This window comes from Paenibacillus turicensis (assembly GCF_050461185.1).
Lineage (GTDB): Bacteria > Bacillota > Bacilli > Paenibacillales > Paenibacillaceae > Fontibacillus > Fontibacillus turicensis_A.
Genome location: NZ_JBCMOR010000005.1, coordinates 968,526 through 986,970, shown reverse-complemented (window position 1 = coordinate 986,970; position 18,445 = coordinate 968,526). Strand labels below are relative to the sequence as shown.

Below are 18,445 nucleotides of genomic sequence, written 5' to 3'. Positions count from 1 at the left end.
AAAATGTTCCTTATACCTATTTTTTCTAAATCAAGTTAATGACCTATCTTCCTCAATTTCATGATGCATACAATATCAAAATACATGATGTTTCTCAGGTAAATGAAGGGAGAGCAAGGAATGACACAACCAAAACCGCGTAGATTTGTAGTTAGTAAATGGACTAAAACAAAAGTACTCCTTGGCTGCAATGAGGTTCGGCCATATATTCCAGATACGCAAAGGTTTTCTAAAGCTACACTAAAGATGATGCTTAAACTGTATGGAATGGTGTATGTCAAACCAGAAAAAGGGACGCATGGCAAAGGGGTTATTCGTGTAGAACAATTTGGGAATGAAGAATATACTTATCAGCTTGGTACAAAAGTGAGCAGATTTCAGGATTACGAGGCATTGTATTCATCACTTTTACGTCAGACTAATAACAGAAATTATTTGGTGCAAAAAGGGATTCATTTGATGAAATACAAAAATAAGCGTTTTGATGTCCGTGTTATGGTTCAATTAAGCCCTTCAGGGGTGTGGGAAACAACTGGCTTTTTAGGAAGAGTAGCGCACACAGGAAAGATAGTTACCAATTATAATAGTGGCGGGAAAATTATGGATGTGCCTAAGTTGCTAGGTGAATACCTCCCCAGTCAAGATATAATGAAGATTTTAAATCAGTTAGATAAAATTGGGGTGGCTACAGCAAAACATCTGTACAAAAGTTACCCTGGTTTGCAGCAAATCGGCTTAGATATTGGCTTCGATCGTCATTGGATACCTTGGATTATTGAAGTAAACACCAATCCAGATCCTTATGCTTTTAATAAGCTGTCAGATAAGTCGATGTACAAAAAAGTGATGAGGTATAAAAAATCTGCTTTAAAACGTTAACTTAAAGAGGTAAGTTGAAATAGATGACTAGTGTTCGGTATTTAGAATAGAAAATAAGGGAAGCCGCCAATGGCGGCTTTATAATTTTTAAACACTTTTAGTTAAAGGAACACATGCTTTTAGGAATAGTCGCTTGGACTCGTAAAAATATCGTATAAACTTAGAGAATCCACAATAGTTCCTCCTTTGTTTTTGGATAAGTTACTTATAAAAGGTGAAGCTTAAACTGTTCTAGACTTAAAAAACTCAATGAGCGAATGGGATAACTGGTGTTGTGCCTTGCTGATATAACGGTCTGAATAATATATTAGCTCTAAATGACGAATGGGGGTAGGCTCTGCGATTGGAATTGATACAATATTCGACCACTCTGGATGCTGCTTTAACAATGTTCTTGGTTGAATGGTGGCACCAATACCAGCGGAAACCAACTGAAGCAATGAGGATGCGGAGCCCACCTCCATCACGGTGGATAGTTCAAAACCATGTTTATTGCAAACATCATCAACCAAATCTCTCCCCAAATAACCTTGAGGATACATTACTAAAGCATGTCCAGTCAACTCTTCCAGTGTTACCTCATCTCTGGTTGCCAATTCATTAGCTGAGTCTACAAACAAGTTGTAAGGCTCACTTCCGAGGGGAATTTGAGCTAGTCTTTTATCCACAGGTCCACGAAGTCCAATTCCTAGATCAACCTTATGAGCAAGCACTTCTTCCCGAATAAAGATCGTTGAGAACGCTTGAAGTTTAGTTTCTGGATATAACGTCTTAAATTCAACGAAAAGTGGGACAAGCTGAAAGTCCAAGTCGGAGGGCAATACCCCAAGTCGAACCGTACCACGCTGTTCAGATAACAATTCCTTAATCGCTTTCTTGGCATCCATTTCGGCCTGAAGCATTTTTAGGCCATATTCATAAAGCAATCCTCCTGCTTCGGTCGCAATTACTTTCTTACCTATTCGATCAAAAAGTGGCATGCCCACTTCGGCTTCGAGTAGGCGAATTTGTTGACTTAGGGTAGGTTGTGAAATTCCTAAAAACTCAGCAGCTTTTGTAAAATGTAGATGTTCAAATACAGCCATAAAATAGGTTATGTTTCGCGTATCCATCTTTAATCCCTTTCTTTTAATTTATCATAGTTTTTTACTATCATTATTATATAAATTATTGGATTGATCAATTGATTTTTAACATTTATACTCATAATAACTTCAATAACCATTCAACAAGAATCAGGAGGGAAAGATAATGAAAAAAACCTTTTATATTATCGCTTTATTTTTAGCCGCTTTAAATTTACGTCCAATCATTACATCTGTTGCCTCCATGATGGGGATTATTCAATCAGAGTTAGACATTAGTGCGGTAACGGCAAGTCTTCTCACTACTTTACCTGTATTGTGTATGGGGATTTTTGCGCCAGTTGCTACAACATTAAGTCAACGATATGGATTAGAACGCACAATTTTTATTTCGTTGCTCCTCATTACACTGGCAACTGCATTGCGTGTTTCTGACCGTTCGGTTACTATACTTCTTGCTACTGCATTGGCAGGTGGATTAGGGATCAGCTTGGCAGGACCTTTATTGTCCAGCTTTATTAAAAAGTATTTTCCGTCTAAACCAGGTGTTGTTAGTATTTACTCTGTATCTATGACGATAGGAGCTGCACTTGCTTCTAGCCTTACCATTCCAATTTACACTAGAAATCAACAGAATTTACCATTATCTTTATCGTTCTGGGCTGTTTTGGGATTTTTGGCTCTGATTGTGTGGATGGCTTTTATTCCTAAAAAACATCATTCCAGTAATGAAACTCTACGCCCAAGATTACCATTTGGTAATATAAAAGCGATTAAATTTACTTTGTTTTTTGGCTTAATGGCTAGTATGTTTTACACTATGACGACCTGGCTTGCACCGATTGCCTTAAGTTTAGGTTATAGCCAGCAAGACTCGGCGGTCTTTCTTACTGTATTCACCCTGATTCAAATTCCAGTTGCATTACTCGTACCAAGTATCGTAAATCGTACTGTAAAGCTAAAATTGCTCCTTGTTTTGTGTAGTTTATCTGAGCTCATCGGTTTAGTTTTACTTCTATTCCCGTTTCCAATGCTTGTAGCTGTAGTTTTTCTAGGAATTGGAGCGGGAGGATTATTTCCTTTAGCACTGATGTTACCCATTACAGAGACTCGTAACGCTGAGGAAGCTGGAACTTGGTCAGCGATGACACAAATGGGCGGGTATATTATGGGTGCCTTTGGCCCGTTGTTTATTGGCTGGATCTACGATCTTAGTGGAAACTTTGTTGCTTCTATTATTACTATGTTAGTAATTGTTTTGCTCATGATTAGTGTTCAAATGTCTTTAGTTTTAGGGCAGAAAGCAGCGAAACAGAGCCACTGAAAATCATATAACTGAGTAAAAAATCTGTATTTATCTAACCTAGAGAAGAGTAAAGAATAAAATTCAATCAATAATTTTGAGTTCCTATTTTAATAGGGTGTAAGAGAACATATTTTGCTCTATAATATACCTATACAGGTATGCTATGAAGGAGTGGAATTTAAAAATGGACTATATCTATACCGATAGCCTGAAAACACGTTTACGGCGTATTGAAGGTCAGATTCGTGGTGTACTTCGATTGATGGATGAAGGTAAATCTTGTAAAGATGTTGTAGCCCAGTTATCTGCCGTGCGTAATGCTTCTGATAGAGCGCTTGCTCAGATTGTAGCTGAAAATCTTCAACAATGCATTATGGCTGAACAAGAAGCTGGAAATAAGGATACAAGTAAAATGGTGCAGGAAGCCATTGATCTTTTGGTAAAAAGTCGATAGGTTCGGTAATACAAAAATTAATACAAAAATTTTAATCTATAGATCACTTCACTGTGAGCTATAGATTTTTTTAATTACTTGGAGAAAGAACTTGAGAAAGAATAAATATCACGTTATAATACCCATAGGGGTATATGTAATAAAGGCTTAAATTTTAATGTAAAAAATAAATTTAATTATAAATAAGGAGTTGTTGTTTATGGCATTTAAGATCCCAAAAGAAATCACACCACAACAAGTAGCTGAACAGCTAAAGCAAGGAAGGGAACTTATCCTCCTAGATGTTCGTGAATCTGAGGAATGGGCAGAAGGTCATGTAAAAGGCGCTAAGCACATTCCATTGTCACAGATCGTGGAGCGATTTCAAGAACTAAATCCAACTGAAGAGACTATTGTCATGTGTAGAAGTGGGAGTCGAAGTGGTCTTGCTTGTGAACTTCTTCATGAGAGAGGTTATAATGTCATAAACATGACAGGTGGTCTTAGTCAATGGTCTGATATGAACCAGTTGGTCAGATCATAAAGCAAATTATGCTTGTGAGAGGGGGTTAAGGATGACCCTAATTTATATTGTTGTTAGTTTACTGGCAATTTGGTTATTCATTCAGTTGAGACCTGTTTCCTCACTTACCTATGTGGACAGTCAAGAGTGCGATTCCTTACTTGAGCGTTGGTCTAATGTGAAAATTTTAGATGTTAGAGATGCCAGTCAATATTTGCAAGGTCATATCCCTGGCTCTATTAATATATCGATTGGTCGCTTACCTGTTGTATGGAATAAGGAACTTTCACCAGATCAAAAGGTAATTATTTTTTCTGAAAATTGGCTAACGCAAAAAAAGGCAGCTAGAATATTGTCACGTCGTGGATTTCAGTATTTGTATGCAGTTAAAGGATGTTATTTATCTATGGATAGGAAGGAAGAATGTTGTGCAAATAAATACTGTTATTAATGTTGCCTAAAACTTAGGAAGTCGCCTTTGGCGGCTTTTTTAGTCTGTTTTATTTAGTAGTTCTTTTTATCTATGCTAAAATTTTAAAATAAATATATAGACCTATAAATGTCATATTGATATAATAGTAAAAATGTTTTAACCGCAAAAATCGACATTAAATTACATATCATAATTCGGCTGGAGTATACATATTGCAAAATTAATGCTCAAAACTAACATATAAGCTGAACAAAGTCGCTAACCAAGCGACTTATTCCATATACTCGGAAATTTTTTCTGAACTTCAGATTTTTAGGCTCATTTGAGAAGAGAATAGCTTTTGCTTTTATTCTGACATGAGTTTAGAACTCAAATACATAAGGAAGGTTGAAGTTTAAATTAGGTGTTTTAGAAAAAAAAGATGATGATGAGGAGAGTTTATGATATGAGAAGAAGTAGTCTTTCAAAAATTTTATCCCTAGCTTTGTCAGCAAGTTTATTGTTAGGTAATTGGGCCATTATGGGTGCAGGTAAGGCTAACGCTGAAGGAGTAACATCACCAGTAAGTAGCACTGTAACAGAAGCAAAGGAAGCTCCTTTTGCACCAACCGGTTTTTATGTTACAACAGATGAAACGACATTGACAGTAACTTGGAATGCAGTTAGTGAAGCAACAGGATATAAGGTGTTTATTGATAATAAGCTTGTTTATAGTGGTTCTGATCTTACATATAAAGCCACAGAATTAACACCTGATAAAACTTATGTCGTAGAGCTATCTGCTTTTAACTCAGCAGGTGAGAGTGGTAGATCGAGACATACCAGTAAAACAAAAGACCCTGAATTAATGCCAGCACCGACAAATATTAAAGCTGAGACAACTTCTAATTCTGCAACAATTAGTTGGGATGCGGTAGAAGGGGCTAATCATTACTGGGTAATTTTTAATAACGATTTAGTTTATTCCGGACCAAACTTGACAACGGTTGCTAAAAACTTAGGCTCTGACCGCCCGTATACTGTTTATGTACATGCTATAAAAATGTCGGGTACCGTAGTTATGGAAAAGGGTGAGCAAGGTTATATCAATATTGTTACAAAAGAAGAAGCAAAGGCAGAAGCTCCTGAAAAGCCAGTGACTGAGGAGAGTCCTAAATCTAATAGCCATGAATCTACTAGTGAAAACAACAATAACTTTTCAGATATTTCTGGAAACTTTGCTGAAGAAGCGATCAAGTCTTTGACAAAAGAGGGTTTCTTAAAGGGATATGAGGATGGTACATTTGGTCCTAATAAAAAAATCTCTCGCGCAGAGTTTACTATTTTAGCTAAACGTGCGTTAGGCATGGAGAATAAATCTGCTGAGGATGTACCTTCTTTGAAAGATTTAAGCAAAAGCGCTTGGTACACAGAAGAAATTCTAATCGCTTTAAATCATGGTCTAACAAATGGCTATGAGGATGGAACTTTCCGTCCCAATCAAATTATGCAAAGAGAACAAGCTGCAGTTATGCTTGCTAACGTCCTAGTGAAGAACAATTTCAAAGCCAAGACTGAGGAAAAAGACTTTGCGGACAATAATATTGCTCCTTGGGCAAAATCTTCTATTCAATTGCTACAATCCTATAAAATAGTTGAAGGACAAAACAACTTCTTCTATCCGAAACGTGAAGTTACGCGCGCAGAAGCAGCTGTGATGATCTACAGATTGCTTGATATTTTGAGTAAGTAGCTGTAACTTTTATATTTCAGACATTAAAGTCACCTTTTTTGGTGGCTTTTTTGCTTCTAAAGTTTCCTTCTACTAAATAAAAATGTGAATTTTATATAAACAACACTTACCAAATAAAGGTAAAAGGAGTAAGATATAATTATAAGATCATTAGTATTTTCCTGTTAAATTATTTTGACCAAAATAATATTAATTGGGGTGAAATCAAATGACGAATAGACTAACAAATGAAAATGACAAACCAACAATCTACTTAATGGAAATTGCCTCAGGCTTCTGGGCTTCCAAAACGTTGGCGACGGCGGTAGAACTGGAACTATTTAATCATATTCCTCAAGAAGGCATAAACATCAATGGCGTATCTGAGAAGCTTAACATACCGTTTCGACCTGCGGAAATGCTGCTTATCGGGTGTGCCTCGTTGGGCTTGTTGCTCAAAAAAGATTCACTTTACTATAATTCGTCGTTAACAGAAGAGTACTTAGTAAAAGGGAAGCCCTATTATTTTGGTGGCGTTGTGACGATGATGGATCAACGAGAATATATCCCTTGGAGTAGGCTAACTGAAGCAGTCAAAAAGAATGAACGACAATCTGGAAAGGGAGGGGCTGTTGGGCTATTTGAGGATGTAACGGTAGACTCCAACGAACAAAGAATCTTTACCGAAGCGATGCACAGCTGGAGTATTCAGAGTGGGAGAGAATTGGTTGATAAAGTGGACTTTTCAAAGTATAAGAAATTACTTGATGTGGGAGGAGGCTCAGGAGCCTACTGCATAGAGATTTCCAAGAAATACCCGACAATCCAAGCGGCTGTATTTGATCTACCTTCCGCATTAAAAATTACTGAAGAAAAAATAAGAGAAGCAAATCTATCTGCACAAATAAAGACCCACGAAGGTAACTTTTTTACTGGTGAATTTCCTAAAGAGTATGATGTATTTTTGCTTTCAATGATTCTTCACGATTGGTCACCTGCAGAAAACCTACTTATTCTTCAAAAATGCTACGATGCTCTGCCATCTGGTGGTGAGATTATTATAAGTGAATTGATGGTTAATGATGAAAAGACAGGTCCCGTTTTTGCTGCGCTGATGTCATTAAATATGTTGATTGAGACATCAGCGGGTCAAAATTATACGTGGTCCGAGTATTCAGCATGGTTAACTGAGGTTGGCTTTATAGACATAAGAAGAGTGGAGCTTTTTTCACCAGCAAGCAACGGGGTACTGATTGGGTGTAAGCCTTAAACAACTGTTTTTAAAGTAGACAAGTATTATGTCAGTGATTAGTCGCTTCTATAGCGACTTTTTTTGTGGGTATAAAATGCCTTCCTTTGAGTATTGTTCATTGCTTATTGTTCAATTACTTTGAAGTAATGACTTAATTGCTGGCTCTATTTCAAAGGGTTCTATCGTTGTCTCAAATCTTCCATGCACCTGACCGTTCTGGTTGATCAAAAACTTAGTGAAATTCCACTTAATCCCGTCGCCTTTATATATATCGGGATATTTCTCGTTTAGAAAATTGGTCATAAACTCCCCGCTAGCAGATTCAGTGTCGAACCCTTGAAATGGCGCTTGTGCTGTTAAATACTGAAATAATGGATGTGCGTTTTGCCCCCTGACTTTAATTTTCTCAAATAACGGAAAAGTTATATTAAAGAGATCTTCACAATAAGTTTTCACTTCTGAATTGTCCCCAGGCTCCTTGTTATTAAACTGGTTGCACGGAAATGCGAGAATTTCAAACCCATAACGATGATATTTTTCATGCAACTGCTGAAGAATTGTGAATTGACGAGAGTAACTACATTTACTTGCTGTATTAACAACTAGAAGTACTTTCCCCCGGTATATTGTTAGGTCAGCTGGTCTACCATCGATATAATTGATTTTCATATCATAAAAAGACATGTGAACCACCCTCTAAACTATTAAAATTGGATATAAACATCATAAGCTAACACACTCTATTGGAGAAATATATAATATCAATTGCATATATAGGTATAACCTATAATTAAAAATCACATAAATCTGTCCCCTTTCTCGACTAGGTATGTAACTAGGGTACGCCTAAAAAGGATTGTCTATTTTACCAACATTAGTTATACTCACCATGAAAGCCGATTCTTAAAATGATGAAGGGAATGATATATATGAAAACTAATGAACTTTTAGAAAATAATTATTGTCAATGTGAGGAGCGACTAAATGAAACTGGTACTTCAAAATTTAAGGAAGAGTTTTGGTGATCAACAAGTATTAAATGATGTAAGTTTTCAATTTGAAAAGGGTAAGATTTATGGACTTCTTGGACGTAATGGGGCTGGAAAAACAACATTATTCAATTGTTTAGGTGGCGAGATCGAGGCGGATGGCGGCACAATAAAACTCGTGGACGAATCCTCATCCTTTGACCTAGACATTGAAGATGTAGGATACGTTTATTCCATGCCAATGTTACCTGAATTTGTGACGGGATATGAGTTTGTACATTTTTTTATTGATGTTAATGAAGAAGTGATTGAAGGGCGAGGAGACGATATTGACGCCCTATTTGATATGATGCATATTACACAGGATGACCGGCATAAGCTCATTAAGCACTATTCACATGGGATGAAAAATAAAGTGCAGATGTTGTTATTTTTAATTACTAGACCTACCGTGATCTTACTGGATGAACCTCTGACCTCCTTTGATGTTATCGTTGCGAGCGAGATGAAACAATTGTTGCTTGAAATGAAAAAGGATCATGTACTCATTTTCTCAACTCATATACTCCAATTAGCAACGGATCTGTGTGATGAATTAATTGTTTTAAGTGGCGGCAGTTTGACGCAGGTTTCGCCAGAAATTCTTTCCCAACCTGATTCTGAAGAGAAGGTAATCGAGTTGTTGCGAAATGAAGGCGAGAGTGCCTCAACAGAAAATGAACGTAAACAGATTCAACACAGAGCTGAGAAGGAGAATGCCAATGGGGATGTTTAATACGATTTCTCGCATTCGGCAGCTGCAGATAATCACGCTCGTAAATCGCCTCATTTATTTCATGCAAAGACTACCGATTGTTGGTCGTTTAATCAGTGATCAAAACTATGCTGCTTTTCGGACAAAACGTAAAATAGGTGGAATAGTAGTGGTTTTGATATTTGTCGCTGGTTTGTTAGAAAGTTTGATTTATTTTGGAGGAATGCTTGCTTTACCTTTACTGTTATGGACAGATGGGGATAGCACCTCAGAGCGGTTTGCTCTTTTTCTGCATATGTATTTTTGGATTAGTGGAGTAATGGCAGGATTCACTAGTGCAAAAGTGTTAGAATCAAACAAGATGAAGTATACTTTTGTCCGGCTTATGCGAATAGCGCCTACTAGGTTTATGCGAGCAATGCTGGTTAACCGATACACTACATTCTTTTTGTATCAAGGGATTTCCTTTATTTTGATTTCATTATTTTTTAATTTTTCAATTTTTTATGCCCTTCAGATCGTTGGCATGATGACGATTTGGCGCGTGATGTGCGAATTTGTACATTTGGCCTTTTTTCAATGGAAAGGAACTATTGCTGTACAGAAGACAGGGGTTATGGTCCTGATCATGCTGTTGTCACTGACTGTTGCTTACCTTCCCTTGACACCACTGAACATTCCTCTTTTCGGAATGGTGGTCTTGGATCAAGGATGGCTTGTTATCTTGATAAGTTTATCTGGGATCGTTAGTGGGTATATGTTACTAAAACATACGGATTTCACAACAGCAGTACGCGCGGTAACGAACCATGCTGACCCATTGTTGAATGCAGAAATCATGATGGCTAATCTGGAGCAGCAAATGATACAGTCAAAAGAGAATGATTACAACAAAAATTCTAAGTATTCTCCATCTAACCTTCATGATCGTGAGCAAGCCTCATTTGAGAAAAAAGGATACGAACAAATGCATAATCTCCTGGTTACTAGGCATGATCAGCTTCTTCGGGGACCATTCCGCAGACGATTATTAGCGATTATGATTATAGGATTGTTATTATCGTTGTTGGCACTCATTTTCAGAGATTATGTCGCTTTAAGCTCAGTGCAACGATATACTCCGATACTAATTCTGGCTATGCTAAGTTTGACAATAGGCAGAGAAGTATGTAAAGGGCTATTTTACCACTGTGATATGCACCTTATGCGTTACTCCTTTTATCGCAAGCATGCGAAGCAACATTTTCGATTAAGGTTTAGAAGTTTATTATTTTTAAATCTACAATTAGGTGCGTGTTTAGCGACTGTGCTAAGTGTGTCTATACTTGTTTTATCTGAAGGAAAAGATACAAGCACATTGCTTCCCATCTGGCTGATGACGATGGCACTATCTGTGTTTTTCTCCGTACATCATCTGTTGACATACTATGTGTTTCAGCCCTATACAACCGAATTGGCAACCAATAATCCTCTTTTTACATTAGTAAATAGTGTTATTTTATTAGGTTTTGTTATTACAATGTTTTTAGGCCCTACATTATGGGGATTATCTGCTGTCCTAACTATGTTGACTGCTGGGTATGTATTGAGTGCTGTTCCGCTGATATCAAAATATGCTCTAAATAATTTTAGAGTTAAATAAGTGTAATTGAGAGTTGTTATAGTAACAAGAAAGCAACTGACGTATTTGATCAGTTGCTTTCTTTAAGATGTTTATTCGGCTGCATTTAATTTTGTTGGTTTTGTAATTTTCCAACATAAGCAGATTACAATAAACCCAATAACTATAAGTAGATACATTTTTGGAAGTAAACTTCCTGTTAATCATATAGTAAGCCAATCAAGGAATATCAAGGAAGGCTTAGGGAGTATAGTTACAACGAAGGGAGCTATTTCGTCTTTACCTAAACAAGTGGTTTTTCAAGAAATAAAGCCAAATATGTATAGAGAGATTCATATTGCAGTTCCAGATATTAAGGACATATCTAAAGCAATCGAAGCTTTTATACAAACAACAAGTTCTCTCTTTGGTGATGAGAGAAGTTCAATTCTTAGATCCTCACCATGGGATTAAAGCCAAACGATTACGAAAATTACAATTTTTATTCGTAATCGTTCGGGATTTTCATTTCTACATAATTTTATTGTTAATTAATTGGTAGTAATAGTTATCCATCTGTTCTGCTGTAACATCTTCATCAGAATGATATATCCACCACGTTATAAGTAAACTAATGACCCCCGAATGATATTCGGCTAGGAGCTTTATAGGCAGAGAAAATTGTTTCCCCCTTTTCTTTAATTCAAGAAAATCCCGTTTGGACATTTCCCCAATATAATTTGTAAAAAATTCACTGAAGGCTTTATCTTTCTTTTGATTTTGTACAATGGGTTCTAGGTGAGTCTCCAACATGACCTTGGATAGGCTCTGCAAAGGTTGGTGTAAACGATCCTCTACATTCATTTCTAAATATTTGTGGAGAACACAGGTTAGAGTAGAGGACAATAACGCAAATTTATCCTCAAAATGCTTATAAAATGTTGTACGATGAACCATAGCTTGGTCACATATTTCATTAATAGTAATATTGCTGAATAGTTTGCCAGGCTCACTTAACAAATCCTTAAGCGCTATTGTTAATAATTTATGTGTTCTGGCAACTCTTAAATCTACTTTTTTTATTATATTCATCTACATCACTTCCATTTTTGTAGTTTAACTATATAGCACAAATAAAATGATTCTTACTACCAAAAATAAATTTATATATATTGGTATTATAAGTAATATTTTAGTAGATCTACATGTGTAGATCAAATAACCTCATAGAAAGGATAAGATGGAGATGTCTACTATGAAAAAAGCTGTAGTAATTGGAGCAGGTATAGCAGGATTAATTACCGCAAAAATGTTAACTGATTATTATGATGAGGTTTGTATTATTGAAAGGGATGAACTACCTTCTGAGCCAATGAATCGACAGGGAGTGCCTCAATCTTTTCATCCACATCGCGTGCAGCCTCGTGGTGGGCTCATTCTGGAGCATTACTTTCCAGGGTACAATGATGAATTAATTGCTTTGGGTGCAGTTTCCTCACATAAAGAGAAGCTTGTAGTTACAAATCGGTATGGGACATTAGTTAATCAAGAGGACGCTTCTTCATTTAAAATTGCTTCTTGCAGCAGAGCCTTGCTGGAATGGGTGCTACTCAAACGAATCCAGAACAGCTCTAATATAAGCTTTTTAACGAATAGAGAAGTTACTGGGCTAATAGTATCTGAAGATCTACGTTCCGTTACAGGTGTTCATATAAAAGAAAGACGCGGTGAAAAGGGAGAAGAACAGCTTATAGCAGATATAGTTATTGATGCCTCAGGACGTTCCTCCAAAATAACTAAATGGTTTAATAAAATAGGATTATCTGTACCCGAACCAGAGGTACTGAAGGTATCTCTAGGGTACAGTACGCGCTATTATAAAATAAAGTCCTCTATACCAAATGAGTTCATTATGTCGGATTCAGACCCTGAGGAAGGGATTCGTGCAGGTATATTTACGCGTATTGAGGATGATATAACAGGACTCATTCTTTTCAACGCAGGAGGGGGTGAATATCCCTCAATTAAGGCAGAGGAATTTCAGGAACAAATTAAGTCATTGTTTGCTTCTCAAAAAATTATGGAATTGATGGACCTATTGGAGCCTTTGCAGGGGCCACGAGGGTATCGTATAGCTGAATCGGTGCGACAACATTTTGAGCTTATGGAGAATTGGCCTTCTGGATTACTTGTTATTGGAGATGCATTTTGTAGCTTCGATCCAATTCACGGACAAGGTATCACCGTGGCTGCTATTGAGGCCGAGGCGGTAGGAAGATGTTTAGAGGAACGACGAACACATCCCGATCTACAGTTTGAACGAAAGGCATTACTACGTATGCAACAGGCTATTGAACCTGCTTGGTGGCTCAGTTCTGTAGCTGACCTCCGGTGGAACGGCGTTAAGCATATTGGTCCATACAAGCTGAAAGGGGTAGCTTTTGCTCAGAAATATATTGATTTATTTACAAAGCAAGCAATGAAAAAGGCGAAACAAGAACAGGATAATTCACTCTTTTTTATGCAGTTTATGATGAATGCCTTGATTCTTCCTCCCAGTGAGTTTTTCAATGGCGATATCCTAAATATGATACTGAACGATAATGGGTCAGAAGAAGAAATGGAGTTAAGAGTAGAGCTTGATGGGATAAGTCCAAAGCTGTTTCAACAAAAAATTGAAGAGATTTTACCATCATTTCAACTGGAATATGATCAGGAAGTTAAAAAACTTTTGGATTTTGTTCAGCCTTCAATTATAATATCTTAATCATTAAGTAGTGATTAGGAGCATAAAACCATTCATATGATTTAAACCCAGGATGTTGTAATGATCCTGGGTTTTTTGCGTAACTTATTGTATCTCTTTTAATCTGCTCAATACGTTATTCCATTTTCCAACATCCATGATAAAATTGATATAGCAAATTAAGCCCTACTATACAGAATAATAAAGGATTGTTGACGTTGCCATCATTCTTTCATATAAAAAAAAACATATCAAAACATAGGCTGACATGGATTATTCTAGTATACTTAGTAGCTTTAATCAGTATGAGGCTGTTATGGTATATGGAATTCAACTCGCCTAGTCAGCCCCGTGCAACTCAGGGAGAACTTGATTTATCTAACTGGAAGTTTGATGACCAGCAGACAGTTACACTGAACGGACAATGGGAATTTTATCCTGATGATTTCATTACTCCGAACACATTCTTTAATGACACATTACATTCCGCGAATTCAACACAGGTTCCTGGTACTTTTAAAGATACGAGTCCAGAGTCCAATTTTGGAACCTATCGACTTCGCGTACTTTTGCCTACATCAAATGCGTCTTATGGCATTCATATTCCTGAAATAAAGACGGCTTATCACTTATATATTAATGGAAGACTTTTATATGAATCGGGATATCCTGATAAAACCTACATTGGAACGATCTCCAAGGTTGTACCGTATACAGGTAATTTTACAGTGGAGCAGTCCCAATTGGATATCGTTATTCATGTAAGTAATTTTCACTATCATAATCAAGGTGGAATTATTCAATCCATAAAGTTTGGAAATCCCTATGCTGTCTTGAATGAAACTCATTTCAGCGAGAATATGCAAATGCTAGTCTGTATTATTCTACTACTTCATATGTTATATATCGTTATCCTGCTTTTCGTCGGTCATCGACAGAAAGAACTCTTTTATTTTGCCGGAATTATATTATTTGCTTTGCTTGTTACGTTAATTGATGATGACAAAATGCTGCTTCAGTGGTTCCCAATTAATTTTGAATGGTCAGTACGCTTAAGAATTATTGGATACTCCGGACTTGCCTATTGTCTAGTCTTATGTACAAAACATCTGCTAAGTGTTCAAAGTTTTAAGAAATTGCTTTTAATTTTTTCTATTATTTTTTACACATATGTAGTGACTACTCTTTTCTTTCCTATAAGTTGGCTGGATTTCACGTCTAAGCTGATTGGTGTTTTTATGATCTTAGCCATCTTACTTGTACCTATTATTTCAAGACAGGCCGTCAAGACAGGTCAAGAAGCATCTATTTCCATCTTGCTTGCCGGAATAGCCGTTTCGTTAAATATGGTATTAGGCGGATTATTTAAGTCATGGTTTGATAAGGATCTGCCGTATTACCCAATTGATCTTATTGTCGCTTTTGTTGTGTTTGCCTCCTTTTGGTTTGTGCGCTTCACGAAAACTGGAATGCGTGCTGAAAAACAAGCGGAAGAGCTTAAAAAAGTTGACAAGAAAAAAGATGAGTTTCTCGCTAATACGTCACACGAGCTTCGGAATCCGCTCCATGCGATCATAAATATGGCTCAATCGATCATCATTCGGGGGAGTAATACACTTACAGCATCTGATCGTGAAGATTTGATGTTAATTAATAAAGTCGGAAAACGCATGTCACATCTGCTCGATGACTTAATTGATATTACGCTTCTTAAAGATAGTCGTATTTCGCTTGATACAACAAGTGTCTCTTTACCTGCAGTGGCAAAGGGAGTTGTCCATATGCTGAACTATATGACGTTGAATAAGAACGTGAAGCTACAGAATGAGATTCCTGATTCATTACCTAATGTAGTAGCTGATGAAAACCGACTTACTCAAATTATGTTCAATTTAGTTCATAATGCTTTGAAATTTACGAAGGAAGGGAGTGTTACTCTTCGTTCAGAAGTTCAGGATGGAGTGGCTTATGTTCATATTATGGATACGGGTATCGGGATAAATGAAGAACTGCAACAAAGGATATTCTCACCATATGCTCAAGCTGATTCCAGCATCACTTCCCAAGGGAGCGGTCTAGGTCTAGGACTCAGCATTTGTAAAGAATTAGTTGAGCTTCATGGAGGTACATTGGAGCTTAAATCTGTGCTAGGACAGGGATCTATCTTCACATTTTCTATACCTCTGGCAGAGGCGATACCCGCTATAAAAGGTTTAAAGAATGATGAATTGATAGAGGGACATTCGGTTCAGTTCGTACAAGATGCGATGAACATAAATATGGAAGCGGCTATTTCTTCAGAGAACAGCGATACAATGGATAATGTCAAGGGAGCGATCCTTTTAGTGGATGATGATGCCATCAATTTGAAGGTTATAAAGTCATTGCTAGAGCTGGATAACTATGAAGTTACCGCTGTAAATAGTGCTCAGAAGGCTCTTGAACAAATTGGCCATAAACAGTGGGATTTGGTTATAACGGATGTGATGATGCCCGAAATGTCTGGTTACGCGCTTACTGAAATGATACGTGAGAAATTTACTATTTTTGAGTTGCCTGTATTGCTCTTGACGGCAAGAATTAGACCAGCTGATATTCAAACTGGCTTTCTTGCAGGTGCTAATGATTACTTAACAAAGCCAGTTGAAATGTTAGAGCTACAGTCAAGAATTCGTGCATTAATCCATTTTAAACAATCCGTTGACGAGCAATTACGCATGGAAGCAGCATGGCTCCAAGCTCAGATTCAGCCTCACTTTTTGTTTAACACAATTAATTCTATTGCTTCGCTTAGTTTATTAGATCCAGATCGGATGATTAAATTACTTTTAGCATTTAGTGACTACTTACAGGGAAGTTTTAATTCGAAAAATTTAGAGACACTGGTCCCACTGTCCCATGAGTTGGATTTGCTACGAGCGTATTTATATATCGAAAAGGAACGGTTTGGAGACCGATTGGAGGTGGAGTGGAATCTGCCTGATCATTTGGATGCGAAACTCCCGCCGCTTACAATCCAGCCTATCGTAGAAAATGCAGTTCGCCACGGCATATTGAACCGTACAAGTGGAGGGAAGCTAAGCATATCGGCAACAAAAGAAGAGGATTATATCAAGTTCGTTATACATGATAATGGAGTTGGTATGGATGAGACAAAGCTGTCTTCTCTATTAGATGGTAAGAAGAAAGCTGGAACATCGGGTGTGGGATTAACTAATACCGATCGACGCCTTAAAAAGATTTATGGACAAGGCTTAATGATTGAAAGTATACCTGGTAAAGGAACTACCGTTTCATTTATCGTACCGAGACTATAAGAAACGAAAGTTCAATCGAAGTATTTTGATTCATTTATTGAAGGGTTATTCACAGCAAGATATTGTTAATTATAAGGGAGTGGATATTAAAATGATATCATCAGTTAATTGCTTTATATGTCGCAAACATAATGGTGAACTTAAAGTAAATGGTGGGTGCATATATGAAGATGAATTTATGTTCACCTTATCCCAAGGTATCCTGGCACACCTGAACAATTTTGGCATCCAACAAATATCATAAATTATAAAGATGTACATGGTACAGTTAATCAAGTAGAAGAGTTTTGTTCCCGATTAAGAGGTGTTCTTCAGCGTGAAATCGAATAGTTTAACAAAATTAAATTGGATTGGATCTGAACAAGCATATCTCAATTCACCATCGGTAGAGAACGTTCAACACACAACTATCGGTAGGTATGGTGGAAACACGGAGAGTGGAGCACATAAAAATGAGGATGGTTTATTAGTTTGGCAAAGTAATTCATGGGAATTTGCAGCATTAATTGATGCACATAGCTCTTGTGATAGTGCTGAACTGATTATTGCCACGCTAAAGGAAAATGAAAATTCGGTTAAAGAGATTCTGGATTCAAAAATAGATATTTTGTTTGATCGCATTGAACTATTTCTGCTTCAAATTTTTAAATCAGATAGCTTTAAAGATAAATGCCGCGTTCTAAAAGGGGAAGCATCTTGCTTAATTTGTATTCGAAAAGAGAACGTTCTATGGTGGTTTTCCGTTGGTGATTGTCAATTATTTTTAATTCATGATGATTTGGAAAAATGGGGGCAAGTCTCTTTAAACCAAAGAAATTTTTACGAATGGATAGGTAAAGTAAATACGTTCGAAAAAGTTGTACCAAGCTATACACTTGGACGTAGGGAACTTAGAACGGGAATCAATTACATTTTGATGATTACAGATGGATATCTAGATGTAAAAGAAGCTACAATATCAATTCCTGAGCTTTGTCGCTCTGAGAATTTGATTAAATCCTTTATGAATGGCTTGCATGATCAGCAAACTGTGGATAGTACTACATTAATCCATTGGGCTGTAGAGAATGAGCTAGATGCAGCGTTTCCTTCGGATTATGTTACTTATTATGGGAAGGTGTTATAGAAGTATAGTTACCCTTGAGCTAACATATAGCAAGTATTTAAAACACTGTGTTACTTCTATATTACAAATGTGAATCGGTGATACGTTGCACTAAATACGAAATAAATTTAGTTAAAGAATAATTTATTTAAAAAGTCCTTCCATTGGTATAAAAAGTTATTCAGAGCAACGGAAGCAGCTTGTTTCGTGAATAGAACTAGGCGCTAATGTGAAAAACGTTTTATTACAGATCTGCTGTTAAGGCCTACAGAATAAAAAAATAAGATAGGGCCGCCAGTTAGCAGCTCTTTC

The 18,445-nt window shown here is 36.9% G+C and carries 16 protein-coding genes; 13 read left to right on the top strand and 3 right to left on the bottom strand.

Annotated elements, in window-relative coordinates; genetic code table 11:
* Window positions 1-120 precede the first annotated feature (120 nt).
* On the top strand, window positions 121-879 hold the full coding sequence (locus ABE099_RS06675) for a YheC/YheD family protein (RefSeq protein ID WP_430028619.1): 759 nt from the start codon (window positions 121-123) through the stop codon (window positions 877-879).
* Window positions 880-1,100: 221 nt separating this feature from the next.
* On the opposite strand, the gene ABE099_RS06670 is transcribed toward ABE099_RS06675, so the two are convergent.
* Window positions 1,101-1,991 (bottom strand): LysR family transcriptional regulator, encoded by an 891-nt coding sequence (locus tag ABE099_RS06670; protein ID WP_430028617.1) that lies wholly within the window; start codon window positions 1,989-1,991, stop codon window positions 1,101-1,103.
* Between the two features lie 139 nt (window positions 1,992-2,130).
* Here ABE099_RS06670 and ABE099_RS06665 point away from each other — a divergent pair, with 139 nt between their 5' ends.
* The 6 genes from ABE099_RS06665 to ABE099_RS06640 all read left to right on the top strand — a co-directional run bounded on the left by ABE099_RS06665 (window position 2,131) and on the right by ABE099_RS06640 (window position 7,640).
* Window positions 2,131-3,288 carry a CynX/NimT family MFS transporter gene (locus ABE099_RS06665; protein ID WP_430028615.1) on the top strand — a complete coding sequence of 386 codons (1,158 nt, stop codon included), beginning with the start codon at window positions 2,131-2,133 and terminating at the stop codon, window positions 3,286-3,288.
* A 166-nt stretch (window positions 3,289-3,454) separates the two neighbouring features.
* Window positions 3,455-3,724, top strand: coding sequence for a metal-sensitive transcriptional regulator (locus tag ABE099_RS06660; protein ID WP_430028613.1), 270 nt, complete (start codon window positions 3,455-3,457; stop codon window positions 3,722-3,724).
* Window positions 3,725-3,923: 199 nt separating this feature from the next.
* A complete protein-coding gene (locus ABE099_RS06655) occupies window positions 3,924-4,247 on the top strand; it encodes a rhodanese-like domain-containing protein (protein ID WP_430028611.1) in 324 nt (107 codons plus the stop codon).
* Window positions 4,248-4,278: 31 nt separating this feature from the next.
* Window positions 4,279-4,677, top strand: coding sequence for a rhodanese-like domain-containing protein (locus ABE099_RS06650; protein WP_430028609.1), 399 nt, complete (start codon window positions 4,279-4,281; stop codon window positions 4,675-4,677).
* A gap of 427 nt (window positions 4,678-5,104) precedes the next feature.
* Window positions 5,105-6,391, top strand: coding sequence for an S-layer homology domain-containing protein (locus tag ABE099_RS06645; RefSeq protein ID WP_430028607.1), 1,287 nt, complete (start codon window positions 5,105-5,107; stop codon window positions 6,389-6,391).
* 208 nt (window positions 6,392-6,599) lie between these two features.
* Window positions 6,600-7,640: a methyltransferase gene (locus ABE099_RS06640; RefSeq protein WP_430028605.1), complete on the top strand. Its 1,041-nt coding sequence runs from the start codon at window positions 6,600-6,602 to the stop codon at window positions 7,638-7,640.
* 111 nt (window positions 7,641-7,751) lie between these two features.
* Here the strand turns inward: ABE099_RS06640 and ABE099_RS06635 are convergent, their stop codons facing one another.
* On the bottom strand, window positions 7,752-8,306 hold the full coding sequence (locus ABE099_RS06635; protein ID WP_430028602.1) for a glutathione peroxidase: 555 nt from the start codon (window positions 8,304-8,306) through the stop codon (window positions 7,752-7,754).
* Between the two features lie 300 nt (window positions 8,307-8,606).
* Here ABE099_RS06635 and ABE099_RS06630 point away from each other — a divergent pair, with 300 nt between their 5' ends.
* The 3 genes from ABE099_RS06630 (at window position 8,607) to ABE099_RS06620 (ending at window position 11,439) form a co-directional block, all read left to right on the top strand.
* On the top strand, window positions 8,607-9,386 hold the full coding sequence (locus tag ABE099_RS06630; RefSeq protein WP_430028600.1) for an ATP-binding cassette domain-containing protein: 780 nt from the start codon (window positions 8,607-8,609) through the stop codon (window positions 9,384-9,386).
* The gene (locus ABE099_RS06625) at window positions 9,373-11,007 is read left to right on the top strand and encodes a hypothetical protein (protein WP_430028598.1); all 1,635 of its coding nucleotides are present in this window, start codon (window positions 9,373-9,375) and stop codon (window positions 11,005-11,007) included. The genes ABE099_RS06630 and ABE099_RS06625 overlap by 14 nt, the downstream gene beginning before the upstream one ends.
* 270 nt (window positions 11,008-11,277) lie before the next feature.
* The gene (locus ABE099_RS06620) at window positions 11,278-11,439 is read left to right on the top strand and encodes a hypothetical protein (protein ID WP_430028596.1); all 162 of its coding nucleotides are present in this window, start codon (window positions 11,278-11,280) and stop codon (window positions 11,437-11,439) included.
* Window positions 11,440-11,496: 57 nt separating this feature from the next.
* Here the strand turns inward: ABE099_RS06620 and ABE099_RS06615 are convergent, their stop codons facing one another.
* Window positions 11,497-12,057, bottom strand: coding sequence for a TetR/AcrR family transcriptional regulator (locus tag ABE099_RS06615; RefSeq protein ID WP_430028594.1), 561 nt, complete (start codon window positions 12,055-12,057; stop codon window positions 11,497-11,499).
* 163 nt (window positions 12,058-12,220) lie between these two features.
* Between ABE099_RS06615 and ABE099_RS06610 the strand changes: the two genes are divergently transcribed.
* The 3 genes from ABE099_RS06610 (at window position 12,221) to ABE099_RS06600 (ending at window position 18,154) form a co-directional block, all read left to right on the top strand.
* On the top strand, window positions 12,221-13,732 hold the full coding sequence (locus ABE099_RS06610; protein ID WP_430028592.1) for an FAD-dependent oxidoreductase: 1,512 nt from the start codon (window positions 12,221-12,223) through the stop codon (window positions 13,730-13,732).
* A gap of 284 nt (window positions 13,733-14,016) precedes the next feature.
* Window positions 14,017-17,028 carry a hybrid sensor histidine kinase/response regulator gene (locus ABE099_RS06605; protein ID WP_430028590.1) on the top strand — a complete coding sequence of 1,004 codons (3,012 nt, stop codon included), beginning with the start codon at window positions 14,017-14,019 and terminating at the stop codon, window positions 17,026-17,028.
* A 316-nt stretch (window positions 17,029-17,344) separates the two neighbouring features.
* Window positions 17,345-18,154, top strand: a complete 810-nt coding sequence (locus tag ABE099_RS06600; protein WP_430028588.1) for a protein phosphatase 2C domain-containing protein — start codon at window positions 17,345-17,347, stop codon at window positions 18,152-18,154.
* Window positions 18,155-18,445: the final 291 nt, after the last annotated feature.

Bases quoted from the DNA above. Each gene is read 5' to 3' on its own strand.
- ABE099_RS06670 (WP_430028617.1), bottom strand. From the start codon at position 1,991: ATGGATACGCGAAACATAACCTATTTTATGGCTGTATTTGAACATCTA.
- ABE099_RS06630 (WP_430028600.1), top strand. From the start codon at position 8,607: ATGAAACTGGTACTTCAAAATTTAAGGAAGAGTTTTGGTGATCAACAA.
- ABE099_RS06610 (WP_430028592.1), top strand. From the start codon at position 12,221: ATGAAAAAAGCTGTAGTAATTGGAGCAGGTATAGCAGGATTAATTACC.
- ABE099_RS06615 (WP_430028594.1), bottom strand. From the start codon at position 12,057: ATGAATATAATAAAAAAAGTAGATTTAAGAGTTGCCAGAACACATAAA.
- ABE099_RS06625 (WP_430028598.1), top strand. From the start codon at position 9,373: ATGGGGATGTTTAATACGATTTCTCGCATTCGGCAGCTGCAGATAATC.
- ABE099_RS06665 (WP_430028615.1), top strand. From the start codon at position 2,131: ATGAAAAAAACCTTTTATATTATCGCTTTATTTTTAGCCGCTTTAAAT.
- ABE099_RS06635 (WP_430028602.1), bottom strand. From the start codon at position 8,306: ATGTCTTTTTATGATATGAAAATCAATTATATCGATGGTAGACCAGCT.
- ABE099_RS06605 (WP_430028590.1), top strand. From the start codon at position 14,017: ATGAGGCTGTTATGGTATATGGAATTCAACTCGCCTAGTCAGCCCCGT.
- ABE099_RS06660 (WP_430028613.1), top strand. From the start codon at position 3,455: ATGGACTATATCTATACCGATAGCCTGAAAACACGTTTACGGCGTATT.
- ABE099_RS06650 (WP_430028609.1), top strand. From the start codon at position 4,279: ATGACCCTAATTTATATTGTTGTTAGTTTACTGGCAATTTGGTTATTC.
- ABE099_RS06640 (WP_430028605.1), top strand. From the start codon at position 6,600: ATGACGAATAGACTAACAAATGAAAATGACAAACCAACAATCTACTTA.
- ABE099_RS06675 (WP_430028619.1), top strand. From the start codon at position 121: ATGACACAACCAAAACCGCGTAGATTTGTAGTTAGTAAATGGACTAAA.
- ABE099_RS06655 (WP_430028611.1), top strand. From the start codon at position 3,924: ATGGCATTTAAGATCCCAAAAGAAATCACACCACAACAAGTAGCTGAA.
- ABE099_RS06645 (WP_430028607.1), top strand. From the start codon at position 5,105: ATGAGAAGAAGTAGTCTTTCAAAAATTTTATCCCTAGCTTTGTCAGCA.